The organism is Sulfitobacter aestuarii (assembly GCF_042685005.1).
In the GTDB taxonomy this organism is placed as follows: domain Bacteria; phylum Pseudomonadota; class Alphaproteobacteria; order Rhodobacterales; family Rhodobacteraceae; genus Sulfitobacter; species Sulfitobacter aestuarii.
Genome location: NZ_JBHUMP010000017.1, coordinates 1 through 18,498 on the forward strand (window position 1 = coordinate 1; position 18,498 = coordinate 18,498).

An 18,498-nucleotide genomic window follows, 5' to 3' on the forward strand; every position below is an offset into this window, starting at 1 on the left:
TGAGAAGATCACCCGAACCGGCGCCGTTGAAGGGATAGCGTTCCGGATCAGCGACTAAATCAGCACCCTGTTAGAGCAAACCGTTGGCTCACTCTAAGGCATTGAAGAGTTGGTAGGCCCGGCAGGACTTGAACCCGCAACCAAAGCGTTATGAGCGCTCTGCTCTAACCAATTGAGCTACAGGCCCGCCACGGGCGATTGCGTATGCGTCTTGCGCGGTTTCGTCAAGGCTTAGAGTTGCGCGCCAGCGGGCAATGCACTAACCCGGCGGCAATCGAACATCAGCGCGCCGGGGGCCACGCCATGAGCACATCCAAGAATCCTGTCACCTATGCCGATGCGGGTGTCGATATCGACGCGGGCAATGCGCTGGTCGAACGGATCAAGCCGGCGGCGAAACGCACCGCGCGGTCGGGGGTCATGTCCGGTCTCGGCGGTTTCGGGGCGCTGTTCGACCTCAAGGGTGCGGGCTATGACGATCCGGTGCTGGTTGCCGCGACCGACGGGGTGGGGACCAAGCTGCGCATCGCGATCGACACCGGAAACGTGGATACGATCGGCATCGACCTGGTGGCAATGTGCGTGAACGATCTGGTCTGTCAGGGTGCCGAGCCGCTGTTTTTCCTCGATTACTTCGCCACCGGCAAGCTGGAGCTTGATCAGGCGACGCGGATCATCGAAGGCATTGCCGAGGGCTGCGCGCAATCAGGCTGTGCGCTGATCGGCGGTGAGACGGCGGAAATGCCGGGCATGTATCACACGGGTGATTTCGATCTGGCGGGTTTTGCGGTCGGCGCGATGGAGCGCGGCGCCGAACTGCCGCGCGGTGTGGGGGTGGGTGATGTGCTGCTTGGCCTGCCCAGCGACGGCGTGCATTCCAACGGCTATTCGCTGGTGCGCCGTATCGTCGAGATGAGCGGTCTGGCCTGGGACGATGCCTGCCCCTGGGGCGAGGGCAATATCGGTGCGGCGCTACTGACTCCGACGCGGCTTTACGTCAAGGGCGCGGTTGCCGCGATCAGGGCCGATGCAGTGCAGGCGCTGGCCCATATCACCGGCGGCGGGCTGACCGAGAACCTGCCCCGTGTGCTGCCCGAGGGCATGGGCGCCGAGATCGACCTGACCAGCTGGAAGCTGCCCGGCGTTTTTGCCTGGCTTGCGGATCAGGGCAGCATGGCCGAGGCCGAATTGCTCAAGACCTTCAATTCCGGGATCGGCATGATCGCCGTTGTGCCGGGCGACAAGCTTGACGCGGCCAAGGCGGCATTCGCCAGCGAAGGCCATGACGCGATCGAGATCGGGCGCATCGTCGAAGGCGCGGGCGTGCGCTATTCGGGCAGCCTGCTTTGAGCGCAAGTGTCGCGATCTTCCTCTCCGGCGGCGGCTCCAATATGCGCGCGCTGGTCGAGGATATGCAGGGCGATCATCCGGCGCGCCCCTGTGTTGTGCTGTCAAATGTTGCCGATGCGGGCGGGATTGCCTGGGCGCGGGAGCGGGGGATCGCAACGGAAGTGGTCGATCACCGGCCCTTCGGCGATGACCGGGCGGCTTTCGAGGCGGCGCTGAGTGCGGCCCTCGCGCCCCATGCGCCCGATCTGATTTGTCTAGCCGGTTTCATGCGCAAGCTCACCGGCGGATTCACCGATACCTGGGCCGGGCGGATGATCAATATCCATCCCTCGCTGCTGCCGAAATATCGCGGCCTTCATACCCATGCGCGGGCGCTGGAGAACGGCGATGCGCGGCACGGCTGCTCGGTGCATGAGGTCACCGCGGCACTCGATGACGGGCCGATCCTTGGGCAGGCGAGCCTTGCCGTGCATCCCGACGATACGCCCGAGAGCCTCGCCGCGCGGGTGTTGGTGCAGGAGCACCGGCTCTATCCGGCGGTGCTGCGCCGTTTCGTGGCCGGAGACCGGACGCCGTTGCTGCTGACGGCGTGATGCTGGTCAAAGCGTTGGTCTTGCTGTACCGATTGACGCATTCTGTCCCGAGACCTTCCCCTTCTTTAAAGAATGCCTATGAAAACGATCACAACGACCGAAGATCTTGCCGCCTTTTGCGATGAGGCGGCAAAGCATCCCTATGTCACCATGGATACCGAGTTTCTGCGCGAGCGGACCTATTATTCGAAACTCTGTCTGATCCAGCTCGCCTTGCCCGGCAACGACGACAGCAATGCGGTGCTGGTCGATCCGCTGGTGGAGGCTCTGTCGCTCGAGCCGCTCTACGCGCTGTTTCGCGACACGTCGGTGATCAAGGTCTTCCATGCCGCGCGTCAGGATCTCGAGATCTTCTACGTCGATGCACAGGTCTTTCCCCAACCGCTGTTTGACACCCAGGTCGCGGCGATGGTCTGCGGCTTCGGTGAACAGGTCGGCTATGAGACGCTGGTGCGCAAGATCGCCCATCAGCCGCTCGACAAGACCTCGCGCTTCACCGACTGGTCACGCCGACCCCTGAGCGAGGCGCAGAAGAAATACGCGCTCGCCGATGTGACCCATCTGCGTCAGATCTACGAGTTCCTTGCCGAGAAGCTCGAGGAGAACGGCCGCAGCCATTGGGTGGCGGAGGAACTGCAGACCCTGACCGCGCCGGAGACCTACACCGCCGAGCCGCGCGAGGCTTGGAAACGGGTCAAGACGCGGACCAATTCCGCGAAGTTTCTCGCAGTGGTGCGCGAACTGGCGGCCTTCCGAGAAGAATATGCGCAGGCCCGCAACATCCCGCGCAACCGGGTCTACAAGGATGATGCGCTGGTCGAACTGGCCAGCAACAAGCCGGGCAATCTCGAAGAGCTGGGCCGGGCGCGTCTGCTGCTGCGCGATGCGCGCAAGGGCGAGATCGCCGAGGGCATCCTGCGCGCGGTGAAGGCCGGGGTCGAGTGCAAGCCCGAGAACATGCCGCAACCCGATCGTAGCCGTGACAAGCTGCAGGTCAATCCGGCGCTGGCGGATCTGCTGCGGGTGCTGCTGAAAGCGAAGACCGAAAGCGCCGGCGTGGCGGCCAAGCTGATCGCCCCGGCCTCCGATCTCGACGGGATCGCGGCCGGTCTGCGCGACATGCCCGCGCTGCATGGCTGGCGCCGGGAAGTGTTTGGAAAAGACGCGCTGCGGCTCTGCGCCGGAGAGATCGCGCTGACCGCCAAGGGCAGCGATGTCAGGGTCGTCGAGCTCTGACGCGCCCGCCGGTCAGCGGCGCGCGACCTGTGCGTTCTGCGCGCCTTCCACCCGGATCGTATGGACGCCGCGCAGTGTCTGCTCACTGACATGGCGCGCGGCGGTGACTTCGCGGGTCGGGGCGCTGCCGACCCCGGTGTTCCGGTCCGGCCGCATGCCTTCGAGTCGATAGGTCAACACCCCGTCGATCGCGGCTTCGTCCGGATTGGCCGGGGTGAGCTGCACCGCGTAGATGCCCTGACGCCCCGCCAGCCCGGTGGCCCGCACGATAACGCCATCCGGCGCAGGCTCGACGCTGAGCGCGGTGATCTGCTCGAAAGGCTGGCCGAAATAGGCCTCCTGGGCGGCACGGCGGCTGGCGAAGATGCCGCTGCGGCTGGGGATCAGCGGATTGCTCGCGTCGGGATTGGCGAGAGGCGCGGCGGGCGCGGCGCCGAACCAGTTGACCGGGTTCAACCGGGAGTCGGCGACCGTGCCGCAGCCTGCGAGCGTGAGGGAGAAGACCAGAAGGGCCGGGAGTGATCTGCGCATGAGGACCGCCGTGGAAATTACCGTGATAATTGCCTAACCTATCGATCCGGGCTTGGGAAGGGGGTGGACCTTCGCTGCCGATGCTCCTAGGCCTTGGGGATCAACTGCACGCGGGACGAGGTGTCATGGCAAACGCAGCCTTTGAAGAACTGGTCGAGGATTTCGAATTCCTGGATGACTGGGAAGACCGGTATCGTCATGTAATCGAACAGGGCAAGGCGATGAAGCCGCTGTCCGAAGCCCTGCGCGTGCCCGCCACCAAGGTCGATGGCTGCGCCTCGCAGGTCTGGCTGCATGCGCGGTTCGACGATGGAAAGCTGCATTTCGACGGCGCCAGCGATGCGATGATCGTATCGGGGCTGATCGCACTGCTGCGCTGCCTCTATAACGGGCTGAGCGCCGAGGAGGTGCTGGCGGTCGATGCGCGGGCGGAAATGGGGCGTCTGGGCCTCAATGACCACCTGTCGGCGCAACGCTCGAACGGGCTCAGGGCGATGATCGAGCGGATCCGCGAGATGGCGGCGCAGGCGGGCTGACGTCGGACCGGGGCCAGCCCCGGACCCCGAGGTATTTCGACCCCGAAGAAGCTCAGCGGCGCAGCCGCGCGAGGCTGGTGGCGAGATCGCCATAGCCGGTGAAGCGGCGTTCGAAAGCCAGGCCGAGGGTCTCGGCGCAGCGGCGGGCCTTTTCGGTCAGCGCGGGGTCATCGGTCTGGGCCTGATAGACCAGCTTCTCGTAATTGCCGAAATACATGTCGCGCAGTTCGGGGTGGCGGTCGAGCCCCATCGGCTTGATGATGAAGGCGTCGAACTGGCGGACCAGAAAATCGGTGAGGTAGAAGGTGGTGATCTCGTCTTCCGAGGTCTTGGCGAAACGCTCGTTGCCTTCGAAAAAACTGTAGCAATGCGGCCCCGCCACCATTTCCACGCCCATTTCTGCGCAGGCCTGCTGAAGCTGGCCGCCGGTGCCGCAATCGGCATAGACAACGAAGACGTCATCGTAATCGTCCCGGTGCCTGGCCACCGCCGCGCGCACCGCGTTGGTAATCCGGTCCGGGTGGAGATGCAGATTGGCCGGCAGACAGGTCAGATCGAGATGTGTCCAGCCATTGGCGGCTTTCAGGTCGAGGATTTCGCGCGCGAGCGCACCGCAGGCGATCAGCAGGATGCGTCCCTGCGGTGCGGCGAGCGGCAGGCCCTGATCGGTCAGGGACTTGTCCGAGAGCGTCATGGCGCGAGCGTTCGCAGGATCGGGGCAGGGTGTTGTCTTGTTAGCCTGTCATACATGTCACTTCTCCCGCTTGCTTCTGCCATGCTGGCGTATCCGCAGGGCGAGGGCGCTGATCAAGGCGACGGGTAGCAGGATGAAAGCGCCGTCCTGCAGCGAGGCGCCGCCGCTATCGAGCAGCAGCGATGCACCCCAAATGGTCAGACCGGCGGCGGCGATCACGATGGCGAGGATCGCGAACAGATGTTTCCTTGGCATGGCAGCGCTCCTTTGTCTCGACATAGGTATGGCGCCGGAATGAAAAAAGCCCCGCGGCGTCGCGGGGCTCGGATGTCGCAGCTTTACCGGCTCAGGCGGTGTTCATCGCATTATGTTTGCGCCCGACCCATTCCTTCGCGGTCTCCACCGCCACGGCGGCATCCCGGCAATAGGCATCGGCGCCGATCGCCTTGCCGAATTCCTCATTGAGCGGCGCGCCGCCGACCAGCACAATGTAATCATCGCGAATGCCCTGTTCGACCATCGTGTCGATGACCACCTTCATATAGGGCATGGTCGTGGTGAGCAGGGCGGACATGCCGAGGATTTCGGGCTTCTCGGTCTCCAGCGCCTCGAGATATTTTTCGACCGCGTTGTTGATGCCGAGATCGACGACTTCGAAACCGGCGCCTTCCATCATCATCGAGACGAGGTTCTTGCCGATGTCGTGAATGTCGCCCTTTACCGTGCCGATCACCATCTTGCCGACCCGCGGCGCACCGGTCTCGGCCAGCAATGGCTTCAGGATCGCCATGCCGCCCTTCATTGCATTGGCCGCCAGCAGCACTTCGGGGACAAAGAGGATGCCATCGCGGAAGTCGGCGCCGACGATGGTCATGCCGCCGACCAGCGCCTTGGTGAGGATGTCATAGGGCGCCCAGTTGCGCTCGAGAAGGATGTTCACGCCCTCTTCGATCTCTTCCTTGAGACCGTCATAGAGGTCATCGAACATCTGCTGGACAAGTTCCTCGTCATTGAGTTCGGAGAGGATGATATCGTCTTCGTCGGACATGATGTTTCCTTCTGCGGGGGCGTTGCAGGTATCGTGCTTGGGCTCGTTGTGGCATTTAAATTCCGAGCGGGTTCGGTCGATTGCGACATTGGCCGGGCGTTGCGCGACGTGACGGCCCCTGCGGATCATGACGGTCAGGCGTTTCCGGGGCCCGTCGCACCGCGACTTGCGCATGTTCCTGATTTGTTCTAGATGTGAGTGATGGACAGGGAAGATCAGCGATTCCGTTTGCCGGGCCGGGCTGCGCGCAGCAATCACGCGGGACGGTTCGAGGCGCATGACCGCGTGGCGGTAGATGACGGCTGGGCGCGGGAGGAGGATCTGCCTCCCCTGCGCACGGAGGTCCGCGCGGAGCGGCCACGCCGGATGATCACCTATAATCGCTCGCCCGATCTGCCCTTCGATCGCTCGATCAATCCCTATCGGGGCTGTGAACATGGCTGCGTCTATTGTTTCGCGCGGCCGAGCCATGCCTATCTCGGTCTTTCGCCGGGGCTGGATTTCGAAACCCGGCTGATCGCCCGACCGGAGGCGGCAACGGGACTGCGACGCGAATTGGCCGCGTCGCGCTATACCGTGGCGCCGATCGCGATCGGTACCAACACCGACCCCTATCAGCCCGTGGAGAAGCGTCATGGGATCATGCGCGATTGCCTGAGGGTGCTGGCCGAGGCGCGCCATCCTGTGGCGATCGTGACCAAGGGCAGCCTGATTGAACGCGACATCGATATTCTCGGCGTCATGGCGAACGAGGATCTGCTGCGTGTCGGGATCTCGATCACCACGCTCGATGGCGCGCTTTCGCGCCGCATGGAACCCCGGGCGCCGTCACCGAAGCGGCGCCTGCAGATGATCGAGCGGCTCGCCCATGCCGGGGTTCCGGTGCGGGTCATGGCCTCCCCGATGATCCCGGGGCTGAGCGATCCTGAACTCGAGGCGATCCTGACCGCCGGGCGCGACGCCGGGGCCAGCCATGCCAGCTGGAGCATGCTGCGTCTGCCGCGTGAAGTCTCGCCGTTAATGCAGGATTGGCTCGCCGAACATTACCCGGACCGCGCGGCACGGATCATGTCCAGGCTGCGGGAGATGCATGGCGGCAGGGAATACGATTCCGCCTGGCACCGGCGGATGCGCGGCGAAGGACCCTACGCGGAAATGATCGCGCAGCGTTTCGAGCTGGCTGTGAAGCGGCTCGGCCTCGGCACGACGGGATCCCCGATGCGCTGCGATCTGTTTCGCAGACCCGAAAAGGAGAGTGATCAGCTGCGGTTGTTCTGAGAAAGAAATTTAAATTATCTATATACAACAAGACGTTGCGTCTTTATCCTAAAAATATGATCCTCATTCCGAAGTGATTTGAAACAAACTTGCCCTTCGACTCGTGTCTCGCAGACCATGTTGGTTTACAGGGGGCACTATGTCACATCTTGATAAGAACTATACTTCATTTGAACAGTTTCTGAACGGTGCGGAATCGATCTACTCGGTCAATCTCGCGTCGCTGAATTCTTCCGGGGTCACAGGCTCGGCAATCTTCGCGATCGGGGCGACGGAAGACTCCGGGGAAAAATACCTCAACGTGTCGATCGCGGTCGAGGGCATGGAAGCAAACGTGCCGGTGCCGCAACATATTCACGGGCTGTTCGGTGACGAGGGAGAGCCGATTGATTCCGTGACACCCGACATCAATTCCGATGCCGATAAGGACGGGATCGTCGAGGTGTTGGAGGGGCTGGGCAGCTATGGTGACGTCCTGTTGCCATTGTCGAATGAAGATGGCGAATTGCCGACGACCAATGCCGACGGCAGCTTCACCTATATCATGTCCTTCGATTTGAATGACGATTCCAACTTCTTCAGCCCGGTTTCCGACACCGACTATGAGGGCGACGATATCCTTCCGTTGAACCTGCGGGAAGTTGTGCTGCACGGTGTTTCGGTGCCGAGTGGCATTGGGGCAGGCACAGATGGTGAGGTCGACGGCACCCAAGATGGTTTCGTGCCGATCCTCCCCGCCGCGGCGGGCGAGATCGAGGCTGCTTCGCTTGTCGATGCGTTGGAAACCCTCGACCGTCAGCGTGATATTGCCGGACTGGAAGTGCAGCTTGAAGCTGGTGCTGCAGCTTTCGCAGGAACCGATGGCAATGACGAAATTCGCGGCAGCGATGGCGATGACACGGCTGCCGGGCTTGCCGGTGACGACACATTGGCCGGTAACGGAGGTGATGATGATCTGAGTGGCGATGCAGGTTCGGACGTCATCGATGGCGGCACCGGGAATGACACGCTGCGCGCCGGTAGCGACGACGACAATAGCTTCGGCATGGCCGATGTTGCCGCGTCGGGCGCGCTGCCCTTGTCGGAATATGACAACGGCTACGCGGGCGGTGCCGGAGACGACCTGATCGAAGGTGGTGCTGGCGATGACATCATTACAGGTGACGACGACAGCCGAGTATCGGCCGCCGCTGGCACGATGTTTAATGCCGACGCCGACGGTTCCGACACGATTATGGGCGGCGCCGGAAACGACGAGATCCACACCGGGTCCTGGTCTGACAGCGACAACGGTCTTGCCAATGGCCAGACCGGCGTTGCGGGCGATGTCGCCCGTGGCGGTGAGGGAGACGATATCCTGCGCGGTGCGGGGGGTGATGATTTCCTCGCGGGTGATGAAGGCAACGACGATATCGGCGGCGGCGGCGGTAATGACAGCATTACCGGCAATGACGGCGATGACGTCCTCTCGGGTGGCGCTGGTGATGACCTGATCTCTTCCGGCGACGGCGCCGATATGGCCTCGGGTGGCGAGGGCAACGATTCCATCGGCGGTGGACTTGGAGATGACATGCTGTCCGGGGATGCCGGGAACGATGCGATCGGCGGCGGCCAGGGCAATGATAGTGTCGATGGCGGCGATGGGGACGACATTGCCAACGGTGGCGATGGCAACGACATGGTTTCCGGGGGCGCAGGTCAGGACACCTTGGGCGGCGGTGACGGCGACGACATGGTCGAGGGCGGCGCCGGAGACGACGATCTCGGTGGCGGCCTGGGTGACGACATGCTGAACGGCGGTGCCGGTGACGATTTGATCGGTGGTGGTGACGGTATGGACATCGCCCACGGCGGTACCGGGGATGACTTTGTCGCCGGTGGCGACGGAGATGATCAGCTCTTCGGCGATGCCGGGATGGACAAGATCAATGGCGGCAACGGGGACGACGTGATGTCCGGCGGGGTCGGCAAGGATACTTTCGTATTCAATAGCTACAACGATGGTGAGGTCGACGTGATCACCGACTTTGCAACCGGCATGGACCAGCTGCTGCTGCGCGATGTCGATGGCGGTTTCTCGGCACTGGCTATGAGCGATGTCGATGGCGATGCCCAGATCACCTATCAGGGTCATTCCATTGTGCTCGCGGATGTTGATGTCTCGGTTGTCAGCGAGTCGGATTTCATCTTCGGCTAAAGTCGGTTGACAGCGTTACAAGAAGAAGGAGGCCGGACGATTGTCCGGCCTCCTTTGTGTCTGATCTATGCACGGGAGCCGACAGTCCCGCTACCGGGGGCCGGGCCGCAGGCTCACCCGCGGCGGCGGCCCCGTCGCGGGGCGCGGGTCGGGCCTTCGCCATCGGTACCGTCGCTTTCGGACGAGAAGGGGCCGAGGATCGATGCGATCTCCTCAAGGCTCGGCGCCTCGCCTTTCGGCGTGCTGTCGAGGGCCGCGCGCATATGCACGAGATGTTCGGGCATGGTGCCGCAGCAGCCACCGATCACGCTGGCGCCGCAGTTGCGGGCCATCACCGCGTAGCGGGCCATCAGCTCCGGCGTGCCGTCGTAGTGGATGTGACCTTCCACATATTTCGGGATACCGGCGTTGCCCTTGGCGATGATCGGCAATTCGCCTTTGGCGGCGGCGAAGCCGAGCACCGTGCGCAGCAGGTCCGACGCGCCGGTGCCGCAATTGGCGCCATAGGCTGTCGGCCTGTTGTCGAGCTCATGCACCATCTGAACCATCGCTTCGCTGGTCACCCCCATCATCGTGCGACCGGCCGTGTCAAAGCTCATGGTGCCGCACCAGGGCAGACCCGCCAGGGCGAAGCCTTCGGCGGCGGCGCGGTATTCTTCCGGCGCGCTGATGGTTTCGAGCCAGCCGATATCGGTACCGCCGGATTTCAGCCCGTCGGCGGTTTCGTGGAACATCTCGACGGCAAGGGCATGGCTCAGCGTGCCGACCGGCTCCATGATCTCCCCGGTGGGGCCGACGGAACCGGCGACGAGCACCTTGCGCCCGGCGGTATCGGCGACCTCGCGACCGAGTTCGGCGGCGACGCGGCTGAGCTCATGGGCGCGTTTCTCCGCAGAATGCAGTTTCAGCCGGGCGGCATTGGCCCCGAAGGAATTGGTCAGGAACAGGTCGCTGCCCGCCTCGACCGCACCTCTGTAAAGGGCGATGATGTTCTTCGGCTGATCGACGTTCCAGAATTCCGGCGGATCGCCCGCCATCAGCCCCATGTTGAACAGGTTGGTGCCGGTCGCGCCATCGGCGAGAAGCGTGCCTTTTTCGCCAAGCATTTCGGTGAAGGGATTGGTCATTTCAAGGGCTCCGCGCAAATGGATTGGGTCTGATCCCATGATGCGCGGCGCAGAGCAAGATCATTCTTTGCATGCAGATCATGAGTCTTCCCGCAGGGCGCCCTATCGGCGGGGCGATGGATGTGAAGCGCGATATCGGCCAATGCCAGCGCCAGACCGCAGCGACCCGGGGCCGCGGCATAAAGCGGTTCCCAGCGGGGCGCGAAGGCGCTCTTGAACCGGCGCAACCCGGTCGCGCTGCCCCGCCGCCCCGTGATGGCGCTCAGCAGGCGCGTGAGCCTGTTCTTGGGGTCGGGGCAGGCGGGCACGGCCGCGAGGCTGAACCGCGGGATCTGCAGCGCGGCCGCATCCGTCAACGCCCGATGGATCAGCGCCTGCATGGTGCCGTCGGGCGCGGCATCGGTGCTGCGCATCAGGTCGAGACACCATTCGCGCCTGCCTGCATGGAAACTGGCAAAACCGACGAGTTGTCCCTTATGCCAGGCCAGGAGGACCCTTTGTCCTGCCAGGTAGTCCGGTGCGAAAAAGCCCATCGTGCCGCCCCGTGCGCCGCCCTGACGGGCCTGCCATTGCGCATCGACCTGCGCCATTTCCCGAAGCGGCAGGTGGCGGGCCTGGGTGACGGTGACACCAGCCGCCCCCGCCCGGCGCAGCTTGCGCCGCAGGCCACGGCGGCCGCGGGTCTGAAGGTCGAAGGCGGGCGGATGCAAAAGAGCCTCGTCGGCGATATGGCAGACCCGCCACCCGGCGCGCCGGGCCGCGACGCTGCCGCGGACGTTGATCTTGTAAAGGCAGGGGATGCGGTTACGCGTCCGCGCCGCGTGGTCAAGCACCGGCAGCAGCGCGGCCGGAGCGCCGCTCAGCGGATCGAACAGCGCCACCAGCGCCTGCGACGTGGGCCAGACAGCGCTGGCCCCGCCGGGAAAGGCGAGCAGATGGCCGCCGTTCTGACGGATCACCCCGATTTCGGCGCGCGGCGCGAGGTGAAGCTGCCCCGTGGTGCTCAGTTCCGATGCGCGTCCTGCCGGGAAGGGGCGGATCATGGCGAGCATCGCGAGCGTGGCGGGCAGCGCGTAATAGATGACCCGGAACATCACCACGGCGGCCAGAAGGTCCGGGAGCGACAGCTGCGGCAGATTGGCGAGCAGGACCAGCTCGAAGGGACCAACCCCGCCGGGGCTGCCGCAGAGCAATGCCGCGGAAAGCGCCAGCAGGAACACCGGCAGAAAGACGGTGAAAGTCAGCGCATCACCGGGCAACAGCAGATAGAGCGCCAGCGCCGCCGTTCCGGTGTCGAGCGCCGTCCAGAACAGGATCGAGCCCGCTGCCCAGAGGCTCGGCAACGTCAGGCGCCAGCGAAAGAGCCGCAACCGGAGCCGCGCGAAGATCAGCCAGAGCAAGCCGGGCAACAATGCCAATGTGAAAAGGGCCGGGGGCATCGACCAGTTCGGCGCGGGCAACAGCAGGCAGGCAAGCGCCGTCAGCAAAGCCAGGGCGGTCAGGAAGGAAAACGAGACAAAGGCGGAGAGCCGCAACGCCTCCCCCGGGCGCAGATCCGGCAACATGCGCCAGCGCGCCAGCGCCCCGGTCAGTATACCGAACCCGAGAAGCTGTGCGAGGGCGATGGCGACACTTCCGGACAGGCGTGCCTGTCTGCTGTCAATGCCGGTGGCCAGGTGGCGATGTGCAACCGCGTCATAGCGGCCCACCGCCCAGAGGCTGAGCCCGGTCAGCGCCAGAGCCGCGCCCAGCCGGGTCGGCGCGAGATCCGCCCAGCGACCGGGAAGACTGGCAATGGCGCCGGGTTCGAGCTGGCGCAGCAGCACCAGACAGGCCAGGGCCACGCTGCAGGGCAGTATCACCCGCAAACCGCGCAGCAGCAATTTCAGCCAATCGGCCCCCGATATCGCGATCAGACGGTTCTGACCGCCCACCGCCCCCTGCCATAGCCCCGCGCCCAGCCCTGTTTCGTCCTGCACCATATCACCGCTCCCTGTCTGACGGGGGCGGTCTAGCGGAGCGATGCGGGGATCGCGTTAAGATGGATTGCGAGAGCCGCAGCCGCGGGCCGCTTTCTGTGCGCAAATCGTCTCGAATTGACGGCGATACGGGGCGGGGCGGGGCTAATTGATCTCGGTCATCAGCTGATCCTTGGCCTCCGCCAGCATCGACTGCATCGTCTTGCGGATCGTCGCCTCGTCGGCGCGCTCGCCAAGGTCGGCGGAGAGTTTGCGGTAGACCGCTGCCTCCCCAGCGCCCTTCACCTCGGCGCGCACCACCTCATGGGCATAGGCCGCGGCCTCCTCGCCGGAAAGCCCCATCAACCCCGCCGCCCAGAGACCGATCAGCTTGTCGCGCCGGGCCGAGGCCTTGAATTGCATCTCGGCGTCATGGGCGAACTTGTTCTCGAAGGCGATTTCGCGTTCGTCGAATGTTGTCATGTGCGGCTCCTGTCAGGAAGAACGGTATCTCAGGATAGGCGGCGGCGAGGGTTTTGCGCAAGTATCCTGCGCAGCCAGCAGCGCGGTACGCTTGCAGGAGATAGGACCATGCACTAAGAGGTGGCCAAGCGCCGGGAGCACCTTCCCGGCCCCTCTGCGGAAAGGATGCCCATGGCCCGGCGCAACAAGATTTACGAAGGCAAGGCGAAGATCCTCTATGAAGGTCCCGAGCCCGGCACGATCGTACAATATTTCAAGGATGACGCCACCGCGTTCAATGCCGAGAAGAAGGACGTGATCGACGGCAAGGGCGTGCTCAACAACCGGCTTTCCGAATTCTTCATGACCGGGTTGAATCAGATCGGCGTGCCGACCCATTTCATCCGTCGGCTGAACATGCGCGAGCAGCTGGTGCGGCAATGCGACATCATCCCGCTCGAGATCATCGTGCGCAATTTCGCCGCCGGGTCGATGTCCAAGCGGCTCGGGATCGAGGAAGGCACGCAGCTGCCGCGCCCGATCGTCGAGTATTGCTACAAGGATGACGCGCTGGGTGATCCGCTGGTCACCGAGGAGCATATCGCCGCCTTCGGCTGGGCCAGCCAGCAGGACATGGACGACATCCTGAGCCTGGCGCTCAGGGTCAATGATTTCCTCTCCGGTGTGATGATCGCGGTCGGAATCAAGCTGGTCGATTTCAAGATCGAGGTCGGCCGGGTCTATGACGGGGATTTCCAGCGCCTGATCGTGGCCGATGAGATCAGCCCCGATTCTTGCCGCCTGTGGGATATGGAGACGGGCCAGAAACTCGACAAGGACGTGTTCCGCCGGGATCTGGGCTCGCTCACCGATGCCTATACCGAAGTCGCCAAGCGGCTGGGCGTGATGCCAAAGAACGCGACGCCGCGCAGCAAACCGACACTGATCAACTGACGCCGGGGACGGCGTCATGAGTATTTAGAGCATAAAGAACTGGGGGACGCGCCATGAAGGCACGCGTGCATGTGATGTTGAAGAACGGGGTGCTGGACCCGCAGGGCGAGGCGGTACGCCACGCGCTCGGGGCGCTCGGGTTTGACGGGGTGAACGGGGTGCGCCAGGGCAAGGTGATCGAGCTCGACCTTGCCGAGGGCACCAGTGAGGCCGATGTGGCGGCGATGTGCGAGAAGCTGCTGGCCAACACGGTGATCGAATCCTATTCGGTGGAGATGGGCTGATGCATGCAGCGGTCGTCGTCTTCCCCGGCTCCAATTGCGACCGCGATCTGGCGGTGGCCTTCGAGGCGGCCGGGGCGAAGGTCTCGATGGTGTGGCACAAGGATACCCATCTGCCGGAGGGCGTGGACATTGTCGGCATTCCCGGCGGGTTTTCCTATGGCGATTATCTGCGCTGCGGGGCGATTGCCGCCAATTCGCCGATCTGCCGCAGCGTTGCCGCCCATGCCGGGCGCGGTGGCTATGTGCTGGGCATCTGCAACGGATTCCAGGTGCTGACCGAGACCGGTCTGCTGCCCGGGGCGCTGCTGCGCAATGCCGGATTGAAATATATCTGTCGGACCGTGTCGCTGAAGGTCGAGACGGCGCAGAGCGATTTCACCCGGTGCTATGGTGCGGGCGATCTGATCGACATTCCGATCGCGCATCATGACGGTAATTATTTCGCCGATGCCGAGACCTTGGCGCGGCTGCAGGGCGAGGACCGTATCGCCTTCACCTATGCCGAGAACCCCAATGGCGCGGTCAATGACATCGCCGGTATCCTGTCGGACAACCGCCGGGTGCTGGGGATGATGCCGCATCCCGAACGGGCGGCCGATGCCGGGCATGGCGGCACCGACGGTGTGGCGCTGTTTCGCGCATTGGCCGGAGCGCTGACCGCGGCGTGACTTGAGTGCCCGCGGCAGGGGGCGTAGATTGGGAAGATGGAAAGAACCTCTCCCACCCTGCGCCCGCTGACCGTTTCCTGGCGGGTGCGTCTTGCGATCGCGCTGTTGCTGCTCCTGGCGGTGGTGACGATTTCGGTCACCAACCGGCTGCTGACCGACCGGTTTACCGAAACCACCCGCAGCCGCGCCGAACTGCGCATTGCGCTCTACAGCGGCAACCTGCTGGCCGAGCTGCGTCAGAACGCCATCGTACCCCAGCTCCTGGCGCGTGATCCGACGCTGATCAATGCGCTGGACAGCGCCAATTACTCGCTCTCGACGCAACGGCTGATCTCCTTTGTCGAGGAGATCGGCGCCGCCTCGCTGATGCTCTATGACATCGATGGGCGTGTGGTGGCGGCGACAGATCGCAACCGGCTCGGTGCCACCCACAAGAACGACCCCTATTTCGTCGATGCGATCCGCTCCAACGCGACGATTTTCAGCGTCATCAAGCGCGAACAGGGCGGCTACCGGTTCATCTATTCGCGGCGCATCCAGGATGGCGGCGACACGCTGGGGGTGATCGCGGCCGAGGTCGATCTGCAGAAATTCGAACGCGCTTGGGCGGGGATCTCCGATGCGGTGATCGTCAGCGACAGCAGCGGCGAGATCATCCTGGCCACCGAGCCGCGCTGGCGCGGGCAGACCGAGGGCGACGCCCTGGCCAATCACACGCCGCAGAACGCGATCGAGCGGGCCATCCAGGCGACCACCGACTGGACCGCGCTGCCCCCCGATGCCTATCTACAGGGCGAGGCGGTGATGCGGCTGGAGAACCGGATCCCGTTCCGCGGCTGGCGCATGGTGAGCTATACGACCTATGCGTCGGTGCGCGAGCGGGTCAATGGCGTGCTGGCGCTCGAGGTCATGGGCTTTGCGATTCTGCTGGCGCTGACCTTCTATGCGCTGAGCCGTCGCACCGCCGGGCGGCTGGCGTTGTTTCAGCGCGAATCGGCAGAGCTTCGCGCATTGAACCTGGCGTTGCAGCGGGAAATTGCCGAACGCAAACGCGTGCAGGAAACTCTCGCCGTGGCCGAACAGACGCTTGAACAATCGAGCAAATTGGCGGCCCTGGGTGAGATGTCGGCGGCGGTCAGCCATGAATTGAACCAGCCTTTGGCGGCGATGAAGACCTATCTTGCCGGGGCCCGGCTGTTGCTGCGCAGAAATCGCTTGGAGGAGGCCCTGTCGTCCTTCGGGCGGATCGATGACCTGATCGAGCGGATGGGCGCGATCACCAGACAGCTCAAGAGCTATGCGCGCAAGGGGCAGGAGGCGTTTTCGCCTGTGGACATCGGCGCGGCGCTGGCCAGCAGCCTGTCGATGATGGAACCGCAGCTGCGCCAGCGGCAGGTGCAGATCAGCCGCATCCTGCCCGAGGAGCCGGTTCTGGTGATGGGCGATCGGATGCGCATCGAGCAGGTGATGGTCAACCTCTTGCGAAATGCCCTTGATGCCACCAAATCCGAACGGAACCCGCAGGTCGATATCATCCTTTCGGCGGGTGAGACCGCGACATTGACGGTGCGCGACAACGGACCCGGGATCGAGGATCTCGATGCGCTGTTCGAACCGTTCTACACCACCAAGCAGGCTGGCGACGGGGTCGGTCTGGGTCTTGCCATTTCCTCCGGGATCGTCAACGACCTTGGCGGAAGGCTTACCGCGCGCAACGGCCAGAACGGCGGCGCGGTGTTTGAAATGCAACTGCCCATCCTGGGCACAGGGGCCGAACACAAGGCCGCGGAGTAACCACTATGGCTCAAGCTATGAAAATCGCGATCGTGGATGACGAACAGGACATGCGCCAGTCGATCAGCCAATGGCTCGCACTCTCGGGCTATGACACGGAGGCTTTCGCCAGTGCCGAGGAGGCGCTTAAGGTGCTGGGCCCGGATTATCCGGGCATCGTGATTTCCGACATCCGCATGCCCGGCATGGACGGGATGCAATTCCTCAAGAAGCTGATGGGCAGTGATTCCGCGCTGCCGGTGATCATGATCACCGGCCATGGCGACGTGCCCATGGCGGTGGAGGCCATGCGTGTCGGGGCGTTCGATTTTCTTGAAAAGCCGTTCAACCCCGAGCGGATGAGCGAGCTGGCCAAGAAGGCCACCAACGCCCGCCGTCTGGTGATGGACAACCGCGCGCTGCGCCGGGAATTGTCCGATGGCGGGCAGTTGATGAAGAAGTTGATCGGCCAGTCGCCGGTGATGGAGCGGCTGCGCGAGGATATTCTCGATCTCGGCCAGGCCGACGGGCATGTGCTGATCGACGGCGAGACCGGCACAGGCAAGACGCTGGTGGCCCATGCGCTGCATGCGGTGGGCAGCCGGGCGGGGAAGAAATTCGTGCTGGTGAGCTGTGGCGCGCTCGAAGAGGAGGCGCTGTCCAAGCGGCTCTTCGGCCCGATGCAGCCCGAGGATGCGCAGCTGCCTGCGGTCGAGGAGGCGCGCGGCGGGACGCTGGTGCTCGAGGATGTCGAGGCGCTCAGCGAGGTGCTGCAGGCGCGGCTGCTCAGCGTGATCAACGAGCAGGGCACCCCGGCGGAAACCCGGATCGTGGCGATCTCGAACCTGCAGGAAGCCGGACGCACCTCCGAGGATGCGTTGCGGTCCGATCTGTTCTACCGACTCGCTGCCCTGCGCATCACCGTACCGCCCCTGCGCCAGCGCGGCGAGGATATCCTGACCCTGTTTACCCGGCTCAGCGAGCAGTTTTCCGATGAGTACGGCTGTGAGTCACCGCAGGTCAGCGCCCAGGAAGCGGCGCAGCTGCTGCAGGCGCCCTGGCCGGGCAATGTGCGTCAGCTGATCAATGTCGCGGAGCGCGCGGTGCTGCAGTCACGGCGCGGCTCGGGCACCATCGCCTCGCTGCTGATGTCGGATCACGAGGACATGCAGCCGGTGATGACCACCGAGGGCAAGCCGTTGAAGGAATATGTCGAGGCATTCGAGCGGATGCTGATCGACAACACCATGCGCCGTCACAAGGGCTCGATCGCCAGCGTCATGGACGAGCTCTGCCTGCCGCGCCGGACGCTGAACGAAAAGATGGCCAAATACGCGCTGCACCGCTCGGATTACCTCTGAGCGGGCGCGGCGCGGTCAGGGCTCAGCGCGGGCGGAACTCGACCAGCTGCGCCGCCTTGCCGTTTTCATCGGTATAGCAGGTCCAGGACAGGGCGCCCGGCACGTCGATCACATATTGATTGAGCTCGACCACGGGCAGGGTGGTGTTGACACTGCTACCCGAAACGCCCGTTTGCTGCTCGACGGCCGCGATACAGCTCTTGTGCGCCCGCAGCTCGGCCAGCGCGACCGGATCATTGGCGACAGCCAGTTCGTCGCAGGCGGCCAGGGTGAGCAGGGCGGCGCAGAGGGCCGGTGCCGGGCGCAGGAAATATCGCATCAAAAGGTCCTTCGGTGATGATCGGGAAGATCGTATGGGCCCTTGGCCAAAAGGCTCAGGGTTTCCCGAAATGTCCCGGCGTCGGGTGATATTGTCAAGTAAACGCAAGAGTTTTACGCAATTGGTGGC

Annotated in this window: 19 protein-coding genes and 1 tRNA gene; 11 read left to right on the forward strand and 9 right to left on the reverse strand. The window is 63.9% G+C overall.

All coding sequences use genetic code 11. From position 1 onward, the window contains the following. Positions 1-110: 110 nt before the first annotated feature. Positions 111-187, reverse strand: a tRNA-Ile gene (locus tag ACFSUD_RS15940). Between the two features lie 116 nt (positions 188-303). On the opposite strand from ACFSUD_RS15940, the gene purM reads away from it, so the two are divergent. From purM to rnd, 3 genes are all read left to right on the forward strand, one after another. Next, positions 304-1,350 carry a phosphoribosylformylglycinamidine cyclo-ligase gene (gene purM / locus ACFSUD_RS15945; protein WP_386375500.1) on the forward strand — a complete coding sequence of 349 codons (1,047 nt, stop codon included), beginning with the start codon at positions 304-306 and terminating at the stop codon, positions 1,348-1,350. Continuing rightward, positions 1,347-1,943: a phosphoribosylglycinamide formyltransferase gene (gene purN / locus ACFSUD_RS15950; protein ID WP_386375501.1), complete on the forward strand. Its 597-nt coding sequence runs from the start codon at positions 1,347-1,349 to the stop codon at positions 1,941-1,943. Before purM ends, purN begins: the two co-directional genes overlap by 4 nt. Positions 1,944-2,021: 78 nt before the next feature. After that, positions 2,022-3,179 carry a ribonuclease D gene (gene rnd / locus ACFSUD_RS15955; RefSeq protein ID WP_386375502.1) on the forward strand — a complete coding sequence of 386 codons (1,158 nt, stop codon included), beginning with the start codon at positions 2,022-2,024 and terminating at the stop codon, positions 3,177-3,179. Positions 3,180-3,191: 12 nt separating this feature from the next. Here rnd and ACFSUD_RS15960 read toward each other — a convergent pair whose 3' ends face one another. Continuing rightward, the gene (locus ACFSUD_RS15960; RefSeq protein WP_386375503.1) at positions 3,192-3,710 is read right to left on the reverse strand and encodes a hypothetical protein; all 519 of its coding nucleotides are present in this window, start codon (positions 3,708-3,710) and stop codon (positions 3,192-3,194) included. A gap of 125 nt (positions 3,711-3,835) precedes the next feature. Here ACFSUD_RS15960 and ACFSUD_RS15965 point away from each other — a divergent pair, with 125 nt between their 5' ends. Continuing rightward, positions 3,836-4,246, forward strand: a complete 411-nt coding sequence (locus tag ACFSUD_RS15965) for a SufE family protein (RefSeq protein WP_386375504.1) — start codon at positions 3,836-3,838, stop codon at positions 4,244-4,246. Between the two features lie 52 nt (positions 4,247-4,298). On the opposite strand, the gene ACFSUD_RS15970 is transcribed toward ACFSUD_RS15965, so the two are convergent. From ACFSUD_RS15970 to ACFSUD_RS15980, 3 genes are all read right to left on the reverse strand, one after another. Further along, the gene (locus tag ACFSUD_RS15970; protein ID WP_386375505.1) at positions 4,299-4,940 is read right to left on the reverse strand and encodes a DUF1638 domain-containing protein; all 642 of its coding nucleotides are present in this window, start codon (positions 4,938-4,940) and stop codon (positions 4,299-4,301) included. 57 nt (positions 4,941-4,997) lie between these two features. After that, positions 4,998-5,195 carry a hypothetical protein gene (locus tag ACFSUD_RS15975; protein ID WP_386375506.1) on the reverse strand — a complete coding sequence of 66 codons (198 nt, stop codon included), beginning with the start codon at positions 5,193-5,195 and terminating at the stop codon, positions 4,998-5,000. Between the two features lie 91 nt (positions 5,196-5,286). Next, a complete protein-coding gene (locus ACFSUD_RS15980; RefSeq protein ID WP_386375507.1) occupies positions 5,287-5,988 on the reverse strand; it encodes a corrinoid protein in 702 nt (233 codons plus the stop codon). 201 nt (positions 5,989-6,189) lie between these two features. Here ACFSUD_RS15980 and ACFSUD_RS15985 point away from each other — a divergent pair, with 201 nt between their 5' ends. After that, positions 6,190-7,266, forward strand: coding sequence for a PA0069 family radical SAM protein (locus tag ACFSUD_RS15985; protein ID WP_386375508.1), 1,077 nt, complete (start codon positions 6,190-6,192; stop codon positions 7,264-7,266). A 139-nt stretch (positions 7,267-7,405) separates the two neighbouring features. Then, positions 7,406-9,463: a calcium-binding protein gene (locus ACFSUD_RS15990; protein WP_386375509.1), complete on the forward strand. Its 2,058-nt coding sequence runs from the start codon at positions 7,406-7,408 to the stop codon at positions 9,461-9,463. A 113-nt stretch (positions 9,464-9,576) separates the two neighbouring features. Here ACFSUD_RS15990 and bmt read toward each other — a convergent pair whose 3' ends face one another. The 3 genes from bmt to ACFSUD_RS16005 all read right to left on the reverse strand — a co-directional run bounded on the left by bmt (position 9,577) and on the right by ACFSUD_RS16005 (position 13,031). Then, positions 9,577-10,590 (reverse strand): betaine--homocysteine S-methyltransferase, encoded by a 1,014-nt coding sequence (bmt, locus tag ACFSUD_RS15995; RefSeq protein WP_386375510.1) that lies wholly within the window; start codon positions 10,588-10,590, stop codon positions 9,577-9,579. Next, positions 10,587-12,572, reverse strand: coding sequence for a phosphatidylglycerol lysyltransferase domain-containing protein (locus ACFSUD_RS16000; protein WP_386375511.1), 1,986 nt, complete (start codon positions 12,570-12,572; stop codon positions 10,587-10,589). Before ACFSUD_RS16000 ends, bmt begins: the two co-directional genes overlap by 4 nt. A gap of 141 nt (positions 12,573-12,713) precedes the next feature. Beyond that, positions 12,714-13,031 carry a DUF1476 domain-containing protein gene (locus tag ACFSUD_RS16005; protein ID WP_386375512.1) on the reverse strand — a complete coding sequence of 106 codons (318 nt, stop codon included), beginning with the start codon at positions 13,029-13,031 and terminating at the stop codon, positions 12,714-12,716. Between the two features lie 171 nt (positions 13,032-13,202). Here ACFSUD_RS16005 and purC point away from each other — a divergent pair, with 171 nt between their 5' ends. From purC to ACFSUD_RS16030, 5 genes are read left to right on the forward strand one after another with little or no spacing between them, the layout of a single operon-like run. Continuing rightward, positions 13,203-13,964 (forward strand): phosphoribosylaminoimidazolesuccinocarboxamide synthase, encoded by a 762-nt coding sequence (gene purC / locus ACFSUD_RS16010; protein WP_386375513.1) that lies wholly within the window; start codon positions 13,203-13,205, stop codon positions 13,962-13,964. A gap of 53 nt (positions 13,965-14,017) precedes the next feature. Next, on the forward strand, positions 14,018-14,248 hold the full coding sequence (gene purS, locus ACFSUD_RS16015; RefSeq protein ID WP_386375514.1) for a phosphoribosylformylglycinamidine synthase subunit PurS: 231 nt from the start codon (positions 14,018-14,020) through the stop codon (positions 14,246-14,248). Further along, on the forward strand, positions 14,248-14,916 hold the full coding sequence (gene purQ / locus ACFSUD_RS16020) for a phosphoribosylformylglycinamidine synthase subunit PurQ (protein WP_386375515.1): 669 nt from the start codon (positions 14,248-14,250) through the stop codon (positions 14,914-14,916). The genes purS and purQ overlap by 1 nt, the downstream gene beginning before the upstream one ends. Positions 14,917-14,952: 36 nt before the next feature. Then, positions 14,953-16,710 (forward strand): sensor histidine kinase, encoded by a 1,758-nt coding sequence (locus tag ACFSUD_RS16025; protein ID WP_386375516.1) that lies wholly within the window; start codon positions 14,953-14,955, stop codon positions 16,708-16,710. A gap of 5 nt (positions 16,711-16,715) precedes the next feature. After that, positions 16,716-18,050 (forward strand): sigma-54-dependent transcriptional regulator, encoded by a 1,335-nt coding sequence (locus ACFSUD_RS16030; protein ID WP_386375517.1) that lies wholly within the window; start codon positions 16,716-16,718, stop codon positions 18,048-18,050. 22 nt (positions 18,051-18,072) lie between these two features. On the opposite strand, the gene ACFSUD_RS16035 is transcribed toward ACFSUD_RS16030, so the two are convergent. Further along, positions 18,073-18,369: a hypothetical protein gene (locus tag ACFSUD_RS16035; protein ID WP_386375518.1), complete on the reverse strand. Its 297-nt coding sequence runs from the start codon at positions 18,367-18,369 to the stop codon at positions 18,073-18,075. Positions 18,370-18,498: the final 129 nt, after the last annotated feature.

Excerpts from the sequence above, each read along its gene's own strand:
- purM (WP_386375500.1), top strand. The coding sequence starts at position 304 with ATGAGCACATCCAAGAATCCTGTCACCTATGCCGATGCGGGTGTCGAT.
- rnd (WP_386375502.1), top strand. The coding sequence starts at position 2,022 with ATGAAAACGATCACAACGACCGAAGATCTTGCCGCCTTTTGCGATGAG.
- ACFSUD_RS15960 (WP_386375503.1), bottom strand. The coding sequence starts at position 3,710 with ATGCGCAGATCACTCCCGGCCCTTCTGGTCTTCTCCCTCACGCTCGCA.
- ACFSUD_RS15965 (WP_386375504.1), top strand. The coding sequence starts at position 3,836 with ATGGCAAACGCAGCCTTTGAAGAACTGGTCGAGGATTTCGAATTCCTG.
- ACFSUD_RS15970 (WP_386375505.1), bottom strand. The coding sequence starts at position 4,940 with ATGACGCTCTCGGACAAGTCCCTGACCGATCAGGGCCTGCCGCTCGCC.
- ACFSUD_RS15975 (WP_386375506.1), bottom strand. The coding sequence starts at position 5,195 with ATGCCAAGGAAACATCTGTTCGCGATCCTCGCCATCGTGATCGCCGCC.
- ACFSUD_RS15980 (WP_386375507.1), bottom strand. The coding sequence starts at position 5,988 with ATGTCCGACGAAGACGATATCATCCTCTCCGAACTCAATGACGAGGAA.
- ACFSUD_RS15985 (WP_386375508.1), top strand. The coding sequence starts at position 6,190 with ATGGACAGGGAAGATCAGCGATTCCGTTTGCCGGGCCGGGCTGCGCGC.
- ACFSUD_RS15990 (WP_386375509.1), top strand. The coding sequence starts at position 7,406 with ATGTCACATCTTGATAAGAACTATACTTCATTTGAACAGTTTCTGAAC.
- bmt (WP_386375510.1), bottom strand. The coding sequence starts at position 10,590 with ATGACCAATCCCTTCACCGAAATGCTTGGCGAAAAAGGCACGCTTCTC.
- ACFSUD_RS16000 (WP_386375511.1), bottom strand. The coding sequence starts at position 12,572 with ATGGTGCAGGACGAAACAGGGCTGGGCGCGGGGCTATGGCAGGGGGCG.
- ACFSUD_RS16005 (WP_386375512.1), bottom strand. The coding sequence starts at position 13,031 with ATGACAACATTCGACGAACGCGAAATCGCCTTCGAGAACAAGTTCGCC.
- purC (WP_386375513.1), top strand. The coding sequence starts at position 13,203 with ATGGCCCGGCGCAACAAGATTTACGAAGGCAAGGCGAAGATCCTCTAT.
- purS (WP_386375514.1), top strand. The coding sequence starts at position 14,018 with ATGAAGGCACGCGTGCATGTGATGTTGAAGAACGGGGTGCTGGACCCG.
- purQ (WP_386375515.1), top strand. The coding sequence starts at position 14,248 with ATGCATGCAGCGGTCGTCGTCTTCCCCGGCTCCAATTGCGACCGCGAT.
- ACFSUD_RS16025 (WP_386375516.1), top strand. The coding sequence starts at position 14,953 with ATGGAAAGAACCTCTCCCACCCTGCGCCCGCTGACCGTTTCCTGGCGG.
- ACFSUD_RS16030 (WP_386375517.1), top strand. The coding sequence starts at position 16,716 with ATGGCTCAAGCTATGAAAATCGCGATCGTGGATGACGAACAGGACATG.
- ACFSUD_RS16035 (WP_386375518.1), bottom strand. The coding sequence starts at position 18,369 with ATGCGATATTTCCTGCGCCCGGCACCGGCCCTCTGCGCCGCCCTGCTC.